The following is a 16,015-nucleotide window of genomic DNA, read 5'->3' as shown; positions in this document are numbered from 1 at the left end:
AAAAGCTCTTTAAATGTTTCATTAGCACCAAACCCGGTTAATTCTGGAGGAACTATGGAACTATTAACCGATTTCCCGGAAGAGGAGCTTGAGACCATGCACCTATCAATACATAACCTTAACGGAGGGCTTATCCAGCAAATGAAATCGAATCGTAAAAATACAAGTATTAATTTGCCTTATAACCTTCAGATAGGAGTGTACATTCTTAAAATCGAAACTAAAAATATTCATAAGTCACTCAAGTTTATAGTAAAATAAGACAGTTATAGGTTAATTGAAATTTACTTTAATGACAAAATAAATATGAGAAATAACAATATAAACAACGTAACTAGTAGAGTTACTTTAGGTCTTATATTAGCACTAAGTTTACTTAGTGCTAATATGGAGACATCAGCCCAGTCTAACAACGAAGTTTCCTTTTACTTACAAGGTTCTTTTTCTAATTTGAAATATGAAGCTATAGGCCAGGAAAGTGATTTGAAAAATGGTTTTGGTTTGGGAACAAAGTATGCTTATTATTTTAATGACAACTGGAGTCTTGGAACGGGTGCCGAATTGCAGTATATGGAAGGGGCCATTTTTGTACCTACTGCCCAAGGGGCGTATATGACCCAGGATTCTGAGGCAGAATCTTTTGAATTTAGATATACAGCTTCAAATTTTTCAGAGAACCAGGAGGTTTACTTTTTAAATATACCTCTTCAGGTTCAATACGAATCGCTTGGCACGACCAGATTTTATGCAGCTGCCGGTGTTAAAGCAGGTTTAGTTTTAAATTCAGAATACCAAAGTTCGGCCGGTTCACTAGAAACCAGCGGATATTATTCACAGTATGATGTGGAACTTACCAGTCCTACATTTGCAGGTTTTGGCGAATTTAAAGCTGTAAATAATTCTAAATCTGAGCTCGACCTAAAAACAAATTTTGTAGCTCATTTGGAAAGCGGTGTGAAATTAATGTTGGAGAATAATAGGTCGCTTTATATGGGGCTTTTTCTAGATTACGGATTAAATGATATTAAGCCAGACACCTCAGGGGAGAGGTTTGTTCATTACAATGCCCAGGCCCCTACAGACTTTGCTTTTAGCAGCTTATTGTCAGCCCGTGAAATACAGGATTTAGATGAAGTTAAAACTCTGGCATTTGGCTTGAAAATTCAGTATGCATTTCAGTTTTAATATTATTTATAAATATTTTAAGTAAGTAAAGCCCTTTCAATTTTGAGAGGGCTTTTTAATTTTAATAACTTCTAGCCACAGCAGACGAGCATTCTATATTCTAAGTAGTTTTTTCTATTTTATTAAAGGGTTTAATGAATCTTCTTTTTGAAAATCGGGTTTTGTTTTTGTAAACAAAGGGGTAAGCGTATAAGTTCCGTATATTTTTATTAATTGAAATCCAATATTGAGTGAATCTTTTATAGAAAGTTTAGAGCCATCAGCGTGGATCCAGCGTTTTAACGGTTGTTCACAAATCATTTTTTGCGCTTTTTCTGATCCAAAATGATTTTTCATTCTCATAAATATTTCTACATCGAACAACCATTTTGTTAAAAAAGGCGATTGAAAAGCTACCGGAATTAGATCCTTTCTCATAATTTTTGCGCCACATTGAGTATCCTTAAAAGGCATACCAACAATTTTGGTTATAAGGAGGTTTATTGTGCTACTTATTATTTTTCTAGCGCTTTCTTTGGTAATATTTGCACCCATTCTTGAGATACGCGATCCGTTTACAATCTGAAAATTTGTAGATTCAATAGTCTTCACAAGATCATCAAAATCCTGGAAGTCTGTAGATAGGTCGGCATCCAGGAAACCAACATAATCCAGATCTTTAAATTGCGACATATAAACCAAGCCCTGTCTAACAGCTTCTGCTTTACCAGCGTTTTTTTCACAATTATAAATGCTTATAAAGTTTTCCCTTCCTTTTCGCAAACTTTGCAGTACCTGTAGAGTATTGTCTTTGCTACCATCATTTACAAAACATAAGTGGTAACCACTATTTTTTTCTATAAAGTTGATGAACTCTTCAGATTTTAACCTTTTTTCTTCATTGTAGCAGGGAATTACAACCCCTACGCATCTATTCTGAAGTATACTATTGGTGAAAACTTGTAGATTTTCTGTGACCGGTGAACCAATAAGTCTTTTAACTCTGGCAGAAATTTCATCCAGGCTTAATGGTTTTTTCATGAAATCCTGAATGCCAAGTTCAAATCCTTCTACAATTAATTTGTCATCGGTATTTCCCGACAGTACAATAATAGGTTTTGTTGCGGTAATTTTAATGCGGATATATTGTACGATCTCTAAACCGGAGACTCCGGGCATATTGATATCAATTATCAATAGATCTGGTTCAAACTCCCTATAAAGGTCTATGGCATTTTCGGCATTTGTAGTTGTTTTTACAATGTAGCCTAATTCTTTTAACCTCTTTTCAAGTGGCATTAATACCAATTGCTGATCGTCTACTGCTAGGATTTTCATGGTAATAAGTTTAGTTTATAATCCAAAAATAGATGGAACCTGCCTTCGGCTTTTGAGAATTAGATAAAGTAGTTAATTTTTATCGGTGAATGGCAAGTTGCTTTCGGTCAGTGAGTTTGAGGTGTTTAAATCCTGTACTACTTTTATAATTGAGTAACCACCATTAGTTTTATAATGAAAGAAACAACCAATAAATACCTAATCGCTGCTCTAATTATAGGAGTCGTTTTTCATACCTCAACAATATTTTTTACTCTGGAGAACACCTATGATGCTTTAATTCACTTGTTCTTTGCCGAACATTATGCCAATAGTTGGTTTGAGCCCTGGAACTATAAATGGTATACCGGGTTTACCGTGATGGGCTATCCTCCCCTGGTGCATCAAGCCATAGCTTTGTTTTCTTTTATAGGCGGATTTAAATTTGGAATGTTCTTAGTGGCAATTATCGGGGTAGTTTTATTTATTACCGGTGTTTACAGGTTTAGCCTCTTAATAACCGCCAATAGGAAAGTTGCAGGTTATGCGGCTTTATTGGCTGTTTTTTCTTCATCTTTTGTAGAGACTCTGCATATATTTGGGCAGCTTCCCAGTATTATTGGGGTCTCTGTTTTAATGCATTCTTTACCTGAAATTTATTTGTTTATAAAAACCGGTAAAAGGCAATTTTACTTTAGGGCATTATCTCTAATAGCTGTTACAGTTACTTCACATCATGTAACCCCAATATTTGGAATGATATTTTTTATATTCCCATTAATAGGAATGGTAATTATGGACGTGTCTTCCGAAAAGGTAGGCGGGTTTGCAAAAGTGACTTTTAGAACTTTTTTAAAGACATTCTTTCGGTTATTTAAACGTATCATAATATTTGGGCTTTCATCGTTGGTAGCCATAATTGTATGTATTTTACCATACTGGATTAATACCAAAAAGAACCCTATCACTCAGGTGCCTATACCACATGGTAGTAGAGATAGTTTTATAGAGGTGACCTCTTCAGGTTTGGTTTTTTTTATTATTCCATGGGGAATTTTGTTTTTTTTATTTCCCTATATTTTTTACCGATACTATTCAAAAAGATATCTTTTCTTCGGTTTATCGTTTTCTATGCTATTCATTTTAGGAACAGGAGGCACCACTCCTATACCAAGAATGTTACTTGGAGAGACTGCTTTCAATATTTTAACACTGGATAGGTTTACGCTATGGGGGTCTATAATAGCCCTACCCATATTTGGCGAATTCGCCTACCGATTTGCTGAAGGAGATCTGAAAAAAAGAATACAGGAGCAATTTGGTGCGGTATACCATAGGGTGATAGGAGCTTGTATGGTTGGTGTATTCCTTTTTTTGACGGTATTCACGCTAAGCCTGGGGTATTTTAGGCCCATGCAACCTCAAAGTATTAAAATGTTACCTATTGTAAACTTCTTAAACCAGGATCAACACGATCGTTGGCGGTTTTTAACCCTGGGGTTTGGAGACCAGATGGCCTGGCTTTCTGCCCAAACACGGGCACTTACAGTAGATGGGAATTATCATTCGGCCAGGAGATTGCCCGAGCTTACCACCAGGGCGGTAGAGCGATTGGAAAATTCGAAGTTTAGGGGCGTGGAGGGAATAGGTTCGTTGCAGCAGTTCCTTGCCGTCCCCGAAAAATATAATCTTAAGTATATTTTTTCTAATGATAAGTTTTATGATCCTTTATTATATTTTAGTGGATGGCAGCGATTGCAGCAATTGGAAAATGGAATTGTAGTTTGGGAGAAATTAAATGTTCCCCCTTTATCCAAGATTATAGGAATTCAGGATGTACCGGTCTTTCTAAAATTGATGTGGGGAATTATTCCTGTATTGACTGTCCTGATCGCTTTTTTTATCAACTTGCAACTAATTTGGTTCAATGCATTAAAGACGGGAGACCTTAAAAAACCAGATTTTTTGAGGTTTCAACTTAGTTACAATAGGTTCAGGCCAGCGGTATTAAAAGTGAGCCATATATACGGTTTCTTGCTTTTGGCGGTAATTTTAGTTTCACTTTACTATATATATAACGATAACCAGGATCAGGTTTCTGAAGAAAATGTAGTGAAGGCCTATTATGATGCGATAGATTTTAAAGAATTTGAAAGGGCACATTCCTATCTTAATCCTGAAAGCGGTAAAAGTATTGCCCAGTTTATGCTGGAAGTTTCTGTTAGTGATGGGGTGCTGAGTTCTTATGCTAAACTAGATAGCATTAACGTAGCTGTTAGTAGGGTAAATGATTCTGTGGCAAATGCTAAAGTATTTACCTCCTGGGTGACGCCTATTGAAATTGTTAAAAGGAAGTTTCATCATAAGTTGAGCAAGATTAATAATAAGTGGTATATGGAACCAACAAAATTGGATACAGATCTTCCTGCTGATCAGTTATTCTCACAGAACCGAACAGAGTTCTACAATCACGGTAGAAGAAGAATCACTACCCAGCAAACCCACCATGAAGATGTACTAAAGCAGCCTGTATTAGAAGTACTCTCGGCTAAGCTTGTTGTGCTCAATGGCAGGTATTCTATAGTTGGGGAGATTCAAAACGTAGATCATGTTCCTGCAGATGTAGTGGTTAAAGGAACTTTATATGATGAAGCCAATAACGAACTGGCCAGTTATAATGCTAGGCAGGTTATAAAACATAAACTAATGCCTAAAGAAATTAGTAGCTTTAGGGTAGATTTTGAAGGTATAGCCTGGTTGAATGAAGAGGATGTGATTCCAGAAACCTTTGACCCTAATGAATTTACTCCTGTTAAATTAGAATCTCACCCCGTAAAATTTAACCTGCAATGTGCCGGGAATGTGGCTACCACAGACCTTTATAAAAGTGTTAGCTTAAATAAACTGCAGATTGAAAATGGAAAATTAAAAGGAATGCTATTTAATTATGGGATAGAAGAAGTAACTATTCCTCAACTTATATATTCATATTATAATGAGAATTCAGAATTGATCTGGGTAGATCATCAATATTTACAAGAAGGTATTCGAGTACAGCGGAAACAGTATTTTGAAAGCTCGCCTCAGGATCTTGGTCAACTTTCGGTAATAAATTCTTCGATGGAAAATATATATGTGAATGGCTTGCCGAACAAATCGATTGCCGGGAAGGTAATTCCTGCAAGGGACCTAATACAATCAAAACTTGCACTGCAGGAGTTTGAAGGAGCTGGTTTTCACTTTTTAAAGATTGAAATGAATAACTATATAGGAAACCCCAAATGATGAAAAATTACTTACTCATATTTTGTTTGTTGATTATTAGTATCTTAAAGGCAGAAGATGTTGTGTCGGGAAAGGCTGTATCGCCTATACCAAAAGAAATAATTGCAGGTGAAAAACTTGTGCTGGAGTTTAATAATATTCATGCTGATGCACGTTTGCTCGTTAATAGCTCTTACGGTAAAACTATGTTAATTCCTCAAATAGTGGGTAATTCAGTAATATTTGAGGTTCCCGGGTTTATTTCAGAAAAAGCAGGAACTATAAAATGGAAATTATTGGGAGTTAGCCTTATGCAGTCGGGAAAGGTTATGGTTTTGCCAGAGTTACAACCCAAACTTATTGAAAACTACTTTGGCCCCAGGAGCATACAGGCAGGAGGTAAAGATTATTCTATGCTGGTAAGTATTCCCACAGACAGGTTTGATAATCCTTTATCTGATGATACCGGAGTTGAAATTTCAGAATTCTTTCAGGGAGTATTGAAAACAGATAGCATCGAAATAAAAAATATGTTTGCCTGGAAGAATATCACTTCAAAAGAGAAAGTCGGTAACATTATAGTTTCAGGTACTTCTAAAGGTTTACAGACTAAGGAAATGATTAGCCAGGTTTATCCTTCGGTGGCTACAGATTTTAAACTTGCCATACAAAGAGAGCATTCTTTTGCCGATGGAAACCAGGTAACCAGGGTTAAAACTTCGGTAATTAAGGATGAGTTTAATAACCTGGTGGGCGATGGGACTTTTGTAGAGTTTTTGATTATAGATTCAGAAAATATAATACAGAAAACCTACGCCGCTACCATAAACGGAGTGGCCACGGCACAATTACTACACCCCGAAAAGCCCATTACTTGGAAAATCTCAGCCAATATTACCGGAATGGCCAAAAGTAATGAGGTTGTAGTAGATTATGAGCCTGTTATAGAGGATTTTAATGTAGAGCTCGATTTAGAAAACAACTTCATTAAGGTGGGGCCCTTAACTAGTTTTCTGGGACAATATATTCCCGACGGGACAGAAGTGGTTTTAAAAATTTTGGATAGTAATAATGAGATTCATTCCAGGCATAGGGAAACAAGCAAAGCTGGCTTTGCAATTTTTAAGCCTGGCAGGGGTATTAATTATGCAGATTCTTTTACCTTTAAAATAGAAACTCTTGGTGTCACCAAATCTATTCAATAAACCTACATGCGGCAAAAGATTAATAAAAACTTATACCGTGCGATTCTTATACTTAGTTTTCTCGCAGTGAATGCCTTTCTTATTTTTGGGATAAGTACGGTTTTAGGCTATCTAAACACTGGTGCCGATCGTTCTACTATGTTGCATACCGAGATCAAAAGTCGTCGAATGTATTTGCCGGAGATTAGCTGGGATACCAGTTCGTATGAAGGCAGGCCCATGGAAGTACAAAACCTAAAAGAGATAGAACGCGATTATTTGAATTCCTGGTACGTTAAGAATTTAGCCTTACAAACCAATAAGGATTATGGAATTGAAGATTACTATACAGATAGTGCCCGGGTGAATATCTATAAGATACTGGATACTAATAAGGCAAAAAATATCAATTTTAGGTCGACTACTACGGCACATCATCCAAAACTTCAGTTTTATAGTGCAGATGGGCAACTGGTTGTTTTTAAGGATAGAAATGTTATTGAATATTCAGAAAGCCTTGAAAATGATAAAGTTTTAGATAGGGGCGTAGACACTTCTTCTTACCGGGTAATGATGCTTCTGGAAGATGGTTTTTGGAGGGTAAGGCATATGCAAAAGCTAGAAGAGAATTTCAAGGCTGAAAAAATAGAGAATAAATCTTACTGGAGCATTCAGGAAGACCAGGTTTTTTATAAGGATAAGAGATACAAAATAAAAGGTATCAATTATTATCCGCAGAAAACACCCTGGAATATGTTTGGTGATGAATTTGATATTGCTACCATTAAAACTGATTTTCAGCTTATTAAAGAAACAGGCTTAAACACCATTAGGATTTTTATTCCTTATGAGGATTTTGGAGGTGCAGATGTGAAGGAAGCTAAACTTCAAAAGTTAAATAAAGTACTTGATGCAGCTGAAGATATGGATATTAAGGTGTTTGTTACTTTATTCGACTTCTACGGAGATTATTCGGTTCTTAATTGGACATTGACGCATGAACACCTGCGGAATATTGTTTCCAGGTTTAAAGATCATCAGGCCATTTTAGGCTGGGATATTAAAAACGAACCTGACCTTGATTTTGAAAGCAGGGGGGAAGATTTAGTTTTGAACTGGCTTAAAAGTGTTATTCATCAGTTAAGAAATATAGCGCCAAACCATTTGGTAACCATTGGTTGGTCTAATCCTGAAAGTGCTGTATTGTTAAAAGACCAAGTAGACTTGGTAACTTTTCATTATTATAAAGATATAACAGAACTTGAAGTGACTTATGCCGGCCTAATAGAAGAAATAGACAAGCCATTGGTTATGGGAGAGTTTGGAATATCTTCTTATAAGGGTTTTTGCAGCCCCTGGGGATATGATGAAAAGGATCAGGCAGAATACCATCAGTTGATGCAACAATTCCTAAAAAAAGTTAATATTTCGTTTCTATCTTGGACGCTTTATGACTTTAATGAAATCCCGGCTTCTGTTGTAGGACACAAGCCCTGGCGTAAAGCGCGTCAAAGAAATTTTGGTTTTATTAACTCTAAGGGAGAAGAAAAACCGGCCTTTATTTATATCTCGCACTAAGCATTTCTTAACTTAATTTTGGAAAGTATATGTTATTGATATACAAAATTTTGTATATTGGAGAAGGTCCCCTACGCCTCAAATCGTAAAAAACAATATATGCTTAAAGAATCATTGTTTTTAAGACATCTTAAAGACTATGCTCTTCGGTATTCGCCGAATATAATTTTTTATAAGGAACCTAATGGGAAATTTGTGTTTGTAAACCAAACAGTAGAGAAACTATTAGGTTATCAATCTAAGGATCTTATTGGTAAGAGTTTTTATCTATTGGTTCATCCGGAAGATCAGGATATGGTGGAAAGCAACTCCAACGAGCTAGCCCTTGAAGGCAAGCTGGTTGAAAACATAAGGTTTAGATTAAGAAAAAAAAATGGCGATTATGTCTGGCTCGAAAGTCAAATAATTCCTGTTAAGGAAGAAAAGCTTGTCAAAAAGCTTATTACTATTTCTCGTTCTATAGATGAGAATCAGAAATTAATAGAAGATTTAAAAAAGCAACGTAAGATTAATAGTGAAATAGAGAAAGCTGCAGATGTAGGTCATTGGTCTTATAATATTGGGTCTGGAGAAGTTACCTGGAGTAAAAAAGTATATGAAATTTATGGTCTTTCAGAAAAAGAGCTCATTGATTTCGAAAGAGCTATTGAATTTTATTCTGAAACTTCTCAGAAGAAAATTAAAAATGCTGTTAAGGATGCAATAGAAAAGGGATTGGAGTATAGACTTAAGCTTCAGCTTGTAGATGCTAAAAATAATAGGAAATGGGTAAGGGCAATAGGTACCCCATTACTGCGCAAAGGGAAGTGTATTCAAATATTCGGAATTTTTCAGGATGTAACAGAACTTGAAGAAAATTCTCATAATAAAATCTTTAGCCTTTCAGAATATTTAGATGGTCAGAATCATTTAATGAAAGAATTTGGACAAATTACTTCGCACGACCTTAGGGGACCTGCAATAAGTTTACAATTGCTTATTGAAGAGTTGAAAAATAGTGAAGATGAGCAGGTAAGTAATCTTGTTCCTCATTTTGAAGAAAATTTATCCAAACTTTTCGATAAACTTAATTATTTGTCTAAAATAACCGGTGGAAGCGAATCTATTCAAAATAACCGGGAAATTAGTATCTCCAAATCTATAGATAAGTTATTGAACGATAATAAAACCCTATTCAGGGAGTACCAAATTACGGTAAGGAAAGATTTTTCAGATTGGGATAAAATTACTTTTCATGAACCAACAATTAAGATAATACTGCAAAATTTAATTGAAAACGTAATTTACTTTTCAGATATCGAAAAACCAGAACGGCTTCTTACCTTAAGAACGTATCTTAAAAACGGTCAGCGCATTATTAGCATTGAAGATAATGGAATAGGAATGGATCTTACCAAATTGAGGAAAGCAGGATTTACAAGAAATACCAGGTTACACGACGATCTATCTGGCAAAGGCACCGGTATCTTTATGGCCAAAACACTTTTAGAGAGCAATAAAGGTAAAATGGAGTTTATAAGTAAACCGGGCTTAGGTACAATGGTAAAAATAAATCTGGATAAATATAGGATTAAGGAGGAAATACTATGAAAATAATGATTTGTTTGATAGACGATGATAAGTTCTATCAGTTTTTTGCCAAACGAATGCTGGAAGGAATGCCAGGCAGGGTAAAAGAGGTCCTCCAGTTTTATGATGCTATTTCTGCATTGGATTATTTGCGTGAAAATATTAATGATGAAGATAAAATTCCAGATATTATTTTTCTTGATTTGAATATGCCCGGTTTAAACGGTTGGGATTTTTTAGAAGAATTAAAGAACATCAATTTTCAAAAAAAATCGGTCATTCATATTTGTAGTAGCAGCGTCTCTACAGAAGATATTGTAAAGGCCCAGGAAGACACTCATATAGATAGGTACATTATCAAGCCCCTTAAAACCGAACAAATAAAGAATATTTTAGAAAGTTACTTTCAATATTCAAAAAAATAAGAAGAAGAGCAAGATATGCTCTTCTTCCAAACCTTAAAATTAAAACTACTAACCAATATTGGCATATTTAAAACCTAGTTTTTTTCCTTCAATTTTCTTGAATTCATTTAAATACATTTGTGTAATTTTTTCCATAGGTAAGCTGCAAGCCGCTTTATAGTTCGTTGCTCCAATGCGCTTTCTATAGGCCTCATCTTCCACAATACATTCTAATGAATTTGCCAAAGAATCAACATTACCAGGAATAAAGAATTCTCCGGTATAACCCTCTTCCTCTACCAATAGTGCAAGATCTCCCAGGTTGGGCATAACTACTGCTTTTCCATAACTGCCTGCCTGATGTAAAACCCCCGAACTGCCGGTTGTTGAGGTATAGGGAAATACTACCACAGCACTTTCTCCGAAGATAATGGGAACATCCTCTTCGGCAACATAGCCTGTGAAAGTAAGATTTTTAACGTGCTTGTATTTTTGCTTTACAGTATCTAGATAGCCCGGCGTGTTTGGGCTATCGGTACCGGCAATTACTATTTCCAATTCCTGGTTTGTTTTCTTTCTAAGTTTTTCAACAGCTTCAATTAGAATCTCTACTTTTTTATACGTTCCAAATTTCCCGAATGTCATGATTTTTTTAGGTCCCGCTGGTAGATCAAAATTTGGTTCAGGAGGTGTTTCAAACGAACCATGCGGAATTTGAATTACATTCTGCGCCTTATACTTTTGCTTAACTACTTCTACATATTTTCCTATGGTAAGGGCTACCGTATCTGCTTGCAGAATCACTCTAGTAAGTATACTGCCAATAGTGTTAAACACTCTTTGTAATATTTTGTTTTCTGTAAATCCTGCATTTCCAAGATCTACTGTTTCCAGTATGTTATGCAAGAGTACAATTGTAGGAATTTTTTTAATTCTAAATATTAGAGGTAGAAAAAGGCCAAGCGCTGCAGGAATTTTTTTGTCTCCAAATTTCATGAACTGAAGGTTAAAAAGAATCGCATCTGGTTTTGAGGTTTTTAGACTTTTATAAATACTAAAAATATTTTTATAGCTGTTAAAACTCCAGCTGTCCTTAACCGTAATCTTACAATTAGGAGCTTCAAAATCTATTTGCTTTTTCTCCTGGGTATAATCGGTTATAAGGATAAGTTCTTCTATTTCGCTATTCTGGGCGAAATGCTTTGCCAGATGATATCCATATTCATTTAATGTTACTTTGCTGGGTGGAAATGCGGTTACAATAGCCAGTTTCATAATTTCTTTGTTTAGGGTTAGGGATTAGTTGATAAGGTAAATATCTGCCTGCTTTTCGGTTTAATTTCTCTTTTTCGATAGATCGAAAATTACTTTCGGTGAATAGATGTTTTATGTTGGTGAAGAAAATATATTACTTGCAGAATTAGTAGCCCTAGCATTACATAAATTTGAGCTTCTACTACCATCTCCAGGCTTGCGTGCCTAAAAAATATTACAGACAACTGTAACACCCCAAATACGCCTGAAACCACTACCGGTAAGTACCGATCTAGAGATAGAAAGTAGTATACAAAAACATTGGCGATGGCAAAAAGAGCACTTGCAAGTGCATATTTCCAAAGAATACCGGCAACTTCTGTAAAAGCACTTCCAAATAAAACCTGAATAATAAGGTTTGGAAAAAGCAGTGTTGAAGCAACGACCGCAGTCACTAAGATGCTAATCATTCCCAGGTATTTAAAAAATATTCTTTTGGTTTCCAGCCCTTCTTTATGCTTTTTTACAACTTCAGGTAGCAGCAACATCACGAACATCCAGGCTACAAAATAAACTCCCCTGCCAATAAGTGCCATGGAAGAATACAGTCCGGCCGCATGGGAATCAAAGAAATGCTTTACCAATAAGATATCACCATTGTTGATTAAGATTTGGGTAAGCTCATAAAAGGCAGTTACTATCACGAATTTTTTAAGATGTGAAATTTCTGTTTTATCTATAGCCGGTAGCACTTTAGTTTTAATTCTCCTAAAAGGTAACATACCGGGAACCAGGGATATTAATATTCCCAAAGCAACCAGTTCAGAACTTTCAAATGGAAGAAAAAGAATAAAGGCCAATGTTATAAAAAGTCTACTTAGCATTTCTCCCTGATAGGTAATAGAGAGCTTAATAAATTCCTGTTCGCCCTGAAAATAGCCTCTATTTACACTCATTAGGAAATAAACGGGAACCCCCATTCCGAATATTCTAAACATCGCAGCAGATTCAGTATTAAACCAGGCTTGTAATTGTGTGGAAATAAATACTATTAAGGCCCCAACAATAACCCCAATAAAAAGACTCAAATTCCTGCAATACTTCAAGAAAGCGTCTTTTTTGGCACCATTGAAACTCCCGGTAAATTTTGCAACACTTAATTGAAGTGTCATCGCCATAAAAGACAGGATTAATAAAAACGTAATCAGGATTGCGGCGTCTGCAAAGGCTTTTGGGCCAAGTAAGCGACCCAGGGCAAGATTATATAGATAGTTACCTATGTTTACCACTAGCGCACTTAGCATAAATACCTGTGATGCCTGAAGGCTAAACCGGAAGTTGTAAAGTTTTAAGCTGAGCATGTTGTGAATTTTTTTAAGCACTAAGCTTAAGGTGATTAAAGCTGAAGAGATCGCAACCAGAACCCAGAAATGCACCCTGGATTTTTTTGTTTTTAGAACCAATAAAAGTGACTGAATTTCCCTGTCTTGATGCTAAGGCGGCAAGTGCTTTCAATTCAAATACACTACCTATATCCATACTATCCAGATTTTCAAGGCTTATTTTTATGTTACCATTCATTTTTAGCATGATTTCAAAATACTTTCTAACCTGGTAAGAATTAGATGCAGAAAGATTTCCGTTTACTTCAAAAATTCTGTTGTTTTCTTTAATTGAAAGTGCCATAATTTTAGGTTTTTGAGTTAATATCTGATGCTAATATCTTTCGAAAAGCAATGAGTAATCGGTCTCTTTCGATGGATGGCGTTTTTCTGTAGATGAAATATGGTGAAAGTGGTTTTAACTTGCCAATAACAATCTAAACCACCTAAACCATGAAGATTTTTGTATTGTTATTGAATATTTTTTTATTGCTTTTCTGCGTAAAAGTGAATGCGCAGGAAATGCAACAAGGCTTTTATAATTTGGAAAATGGAGAATTTGAAGAGGCCGAAAGCTTCTTTGCAGCTATTCTTGAAGATCATCCCGAAAATAAAACAGCCAGATTGTGTTATGCACGGGCAGTGGGGCTACATAATAATCCTGGTCTAGCTAAAGATTTATTCGGTAATCTTTTAAAGGATTATCCAAATGATCTGGAAGTAAAGCTGAATTATGCAGAGTCGCTGCTATGGAACAAGCAATATGAAAAAGCCGAAGTTTATTATAAGACATTAGTTTCGGAAAATCCCGAAAATTTTGGTGCATTGCTTGGCTATGCAAATACCTTAAGTAACCTGAAAGATTATCAGCCGGCATTAACCTTGGTAAACCGGGCTTTAAATGTTTCTCATAAGAACCCAAACGCCTTAACTTCCAGAAAATATATACGGCTTGGGTATGCCAACCAATACCTTCGGGAAACACAATATGAGAATGCCCTAAACTTATTAGACGCTAATCTTAGGGATTTTCCGAATGATAAGGAGAGTTTGCTTAATAAGGCAAATGTTTATTTAATAACCAGGAATTCTTCAGCAGCAAAATCGGTTTATAAGTCGCTTGCGCTTAGTTTGAACGATAGCATTATGGCCTATAATGGTATGGCCCTGGCAGCACATGTGGGAGGACAGGAAAAAGAAGCTTTAAAATATGCCAATTTAGCATTATCACTTTCAGAAAAATCAACTGATTCCTTAAAAGTTTTAGAGGCAAAAGAGCGATATGCTCAGGCCTTAATATGGAACAATAAATACGGTACTGCCGAAGATTTAATTGCTGAAATGAAAATTGAATATGGACCGGAGATTAGAATTTTGGCTTTGGAAGCTACATTAGGGATGTATACCGGCGATTTTAAAATGAGTATTGAAAATTATAAAAGAATACTGGAGAAAGATTCAGCATCTTTTGATGGGAACCTGGGAATAGCCAATGCGTATTTTGCCAGGGGAGAAGCGGGCAAAGCAAAAAATGCAGCAGATAAAACTCTTAGTTATTATACAAATCAGCAGGATGCCATGCAATTTCTAAAAAAAATAGATAAAATTTATGCTCCGGTTTTGGAGGAAAACTTAAGTTATTCTTATGATAATGGAGATAATAAAGCTGTTGCTTCCAGAACAGGAGTAAGGTTTCCGGTAAATTCAAACCTGGAATTTTCGGGTGCTTTTACATATAGAGAGACGAAAAATTCAACTACAAATTTGGAGGCCGCTTCTAATCAATTCGATTTGGCAGGGTTGTATAGGCTGTCGCCTGTTTTTAGCTTAAAAGCCCGTGGCGGATTTGTTACTGCAAATTCTTCTCAAACCGATTATACCAACCTGGTAGGAGAATTCTCCTTAGCGGTAAAACCTTTTGTTAGAGATGACCTTGAGATAGGTTATCGTAGAGACTTACAGGATTTTAATGCAGAATTATTGAATAGGCAAATTGCCGGAAATCATTTGTTTTTAAATAACAATTATACTGCTTCCAATGGTTTAGGCTGGTATTTGCAATATATGTATACCGAGCAAAGTGATGAAAATAACAGGAATCTTTTATTTACCTCTATATATTATAGTTTTATAAAAAAACCAATATTAAAGGGGGGATTCAATTACCAGTATATTAGTTTTAAAAAGCAAATGCCCGAGTTGTATTTTAGCCCGGAAAAATTTCAGGCTGCAGAAGTTTTTATCAACCTCCTGGGAAACGACCCTAATTCCAAATTAAATTACGACCTTACCATAGCTACCGGATATCAGTTTATAGAAAATGAATCCAAGCAATCTACTTATAGGTTTCAGGGAAGGCTTGGTTATAGAATAGGGGATAGGTTTACAGCAGGTGTGTATGGCAACCACTCCAATATCGCATCGGCTACTGCTGCAGGTTTTACTTTTACTGAATTTGGTATTAACCTTAGGTGGCAAATCACTAAGAAACCCTTGTTTAAATTATAATCTTTAAAACCATGGAAATTATTTATAAGTAAGGTGTTATTATATTTTAGATATATTTTCCTATAAAAATATTATATCAACCTAAAAAGGAGGCTGTCTGAAAAGTCTATTCTCGTCAAGCTGAACTTGTTTCAGCTTCTAACATGTTTTTAATTACCAACACGTTAGATCCCCGATAAAGAATCGGGGCAGGCTCTGAAATAAATTCAAGATGACGCTTTTAAAACCTTTTCAGACAGCTTCTTTTTTTTGCCCATTTTCATTTCTGCAAGAAAGGTACGTGCTAAAATAAGCTTAGTAAAAAAGATAGATGACAGAAGACAAAATGATCTTAGCATTTAGACTAATCAATTAGATTTGGCCGGATACTTATACTATGGTTGAATAACTT

Annotated in this window: 12 protein-coding genes; 8 read left to right on the top strand and 4 right to left on the bottom strand. The window is 35.6% G+C overall.

Translation table 11 applies throughout. The annotated features are described in order from the left end of the window. Both GUB10_RS09700 and GUB10_RS09695 read left to right on the top strand, forming a co-directional pair. Positions 1-261 (top strand): T9SS type A sorting domain-containing protein (locus GUB10_RS09700; RefSeq protein ID WP_193711237.1); only part of this gene is annotated, 261 nt, incomplete at its 5' end. 45 nt (positions 262-306) lie between these two features. Further along, entirely contained in the window at positions 307-1,185 is an 879-nt protein-coding gene (locus GUB10_RS09695) for an outer membrane beta-barrel protein (protein WP_193711236.1), read from the top strand. A gap of 114 nt (positions 1,186-1,299) precedes the next feature. Here GUB10_RS09695 and GUB10_RS09690 read toward each other — a convergent pair whose 3' ends face one another. After that, on the bottom strand, positions 1,300-2,502 hold the full coding sequence (locus tag GUB10_RS09690) for a response regulator (RefSeq protein WP_193711235.1): 1,203 nt from the start codon (positions 2,500-2,502) through the stop codon (positions 1,300-1,302). Between the two features lie 174 nt (positions 2,503-2,676). Between GUB10_RS09690 and GUB10_RS09685 the strand changes: the two genes are divergently transcribed. The 5 genes from GUB10_RS09685 to GUB10_RS09665 all read left to right on the top strand — a co-directional run bounded on the left by GUB10_RS09685 (position 2,677) and on the right by GUB10_RS09665 (position 10,501). Beyond that, positions 2,677-5,766 carry a hypothetical protein gene (locus GUB10_RS09685; RefSeq protein WP_193711234.1) on the top strand — a complete coding sequence of 1,030 codons (3,090 nt, stop codon included), beginning with the start codon at positions 2,677-2,679 and terminating at the stop codon, positions 5,764-5,766. After that, complete coding sequence (locus GUB10_RS09680) at positions 5,763-6,950, top strand: hypothetical protein (protein ID WP_193711233.1); 1,188 nt, start codon at positions 5,763-5,765, stop codon at positions 6,948-6,950. Before GUB10_RS09685 ends, GUB10_RS09680 begins: the two co-directional genes overlap by 4 nt. 6 nt (positions 6,951-6,956) lie before the next feature. Next, complete coding sequence (locus GUB10_RS09675; RefSeq protein WP_193711232.1) at positions 6,957-8,507, top strand: cellulase family glycosylhydrolase; 1,551 nt, start codon at positions 6,957-6,959, stop codon at positions 8,505-8,507. Positions 8,508-8,606: 99 nt separating this feature from the next. After that, entirely contained in the window at positions 8,607-10,097 is a 1,491-nt protein-coding gene (locus GUB10_RS09670; protein WP_193711231.1) for a PAS domain-containing sensor histidine kinase, read from the top strand. Further along, on the top strand, positions 10,094-10,501 hold the full coding sequence (locus GUB10_RS09665; RefSeq protein WP_193711230.1) for a response regulator: 408 nt from the start codon (positions 10,094-10,096) through the stop codon (positions 10,499-10,501). The genes GUB10_RS09670 and GUB10_RS09665 overlap by 4 nt, the downstream gene beginning before the upstream one ends. 48 nt (positions 10,502-10,549) lie before the next feature. On the opposite strand, the gene GUB10_RS09660 is transcribed toward GUB10_RS09665, so the two are convergent. The 3 genes from GUB10_RS09660 to GUB10_RS09650 all read right to left on the bottom strand — a co-directional run bounded on the left by GUB10_RS09660 (position 10,550) and on the right by GUB10_RS09650 (position 13,420). Continuing rightward, positions 10,550-11,755: a glycosyltransferase gene (locus GUB10_RS09660; protein WP_193711229.1), complete on the bottom strand. Its 1,206-nt coding sequence runs from the start codon at positions 11,753-11,755 to the stop codon at positions 10,550-10,552. An 89-nt stretch (positions 11,756-11,844) separates the two neighbouring features. Next, on the bottom strand, positions 11,845-13,095 hold the full coding sequence (locus GUB10_RS09655; RefSeq protein WP_193711228.1) for an oligosaccharide flippase family protein: 1,251 nt from the start codon (positions 13,093-13,095) through the stop codon (positions 11,845-11,847). 13 nt (positions 13,096-13,108) lie between these two features. Next, a complete protein-coding gene (locus GUB10_RS09650) occupies positions 13,109-13,420 on the bottom strand; it encodes a hypothetical protein (RefSeq protein WP_193711227.1) in 312 nt (103 codons plus the stop codon). A 149-nt stretch (positions 13,421-13,569) separates the two neighbouring features. Between GUB10_RS09650 and GUB10_RS09645 the strand changes: the two genes are divergently transcribed. Further along, complete coding sequence (locus tag GUB10_RS09645) at positions 13,570-15,624, top strand: tetratricopeptide repeat protein (protein ID WP_193711226.1); 2,055 nt, start codon at positions 13,570-13,572, stop codon at positions 15,622-15,624. The last annotated feature ends 391 nt before the right edge of the window (positions 15,625-16,015 follow it).

It is taken from the genome of Salegentibacter sp. BLCTC (genome assembly GCF_015143665.1).
In the GTDB taxonomy this organism is placed as follows: domain Bacteria; phylum Bacteroidota; class Bacteroidia; order Flavobacteriales; family Flavobacteriaceae; genus Salegentibacter; species Salegentibacter maritimus.
The sequence above is the reverse complement of the archived record's forward strand: the minus strand, read 5'-3'. Positions and strand labels throughout refer to the sequence as shown.

What these genes read in the sequence shown, in the direction of transcription:
- GUB10_RS09650 (WP_193711227.1), bottom strand. Translation starts at nt 13,420, where the DNA reads ATGGCACTTTCAATTAAAGAAAACAACAGAATTTTTGAAGTAAACGGA.
- GUB10_RS09645 (WP_193711226.1), top strand. Translation starts at nt 13,570, where the DNA reads ATGAAGATTTTTGTATTGTTATTGAATATTTTTTTATTGCTTTTCTGC.
- GUB10_RS09690 (WP_193711235.1), bottom strand. Translation starts at nt 2,502, where the DNA reads ATGAAAATCCTAGCAGTAGACGATCAGCAATTGGTATTAATGCCACTT.
- GUB10_RS09655 (WP_193711228.1), bottom strand. Translation starts at nt 13,095, where the DNA reads ATGCTCAGCTTAAAACTTTACAACTTCCGGTTTAGCCTTCAGGCATCA.
- GUB10_RS09660 (WP_193711229.1), bottom strand. Translation starts at nt 11,755, where the DNA reads ATGAAACTGGCTATTGTAACCGCATTTCCACCCAGCAAAGTAACATTA.
- GUB10_RS09665 (WP_193711230.1), top strand. Translation starts at nt 10,094, where the DNA reads ATGAAAATAATGATTTGTTTGATAGACGATGATAAGTTCTATCAGTTT.
- GUB10_RS09675 (WP_193711232.1), top strand. Translation starts at nt 6,957, where the DNA reads ATGCGGCAAAAGATTAATAAAAACTTATACCGTGCGATTCTTATACTT.
- GUB10_RS09685 (WP_193711234.1), top strand. Translation starts at nt 2,677, where the DNA reads ATGAAAGAAACAACCAATAAATACCTAATCGCTGCTCTAATTATAGGA.
- GUB10_RS09680 (WP_193711233.1), top strand. Translation starts at nt 5,763, where the DNA reads ATGATGAAAAATTACTTACTCATATTTTGTTTGTTGATTATTAGTATC.
- GUB10_RS09695 (WP_193711236.1), top strand. Translation starts at nt 307, where the DNA reads ATGAGAAATAACAATATAAACAACGTAACTAGTAGAGTTACTTTAGGT.
- GUB10_RS09670 (WP_193711231.1), top strand. Translation starts at nt 8,607, where the DNA reads ATGCTTAAAGAATCATTGTTTTTAAGACATCTTAAAGACTATGCTCTT.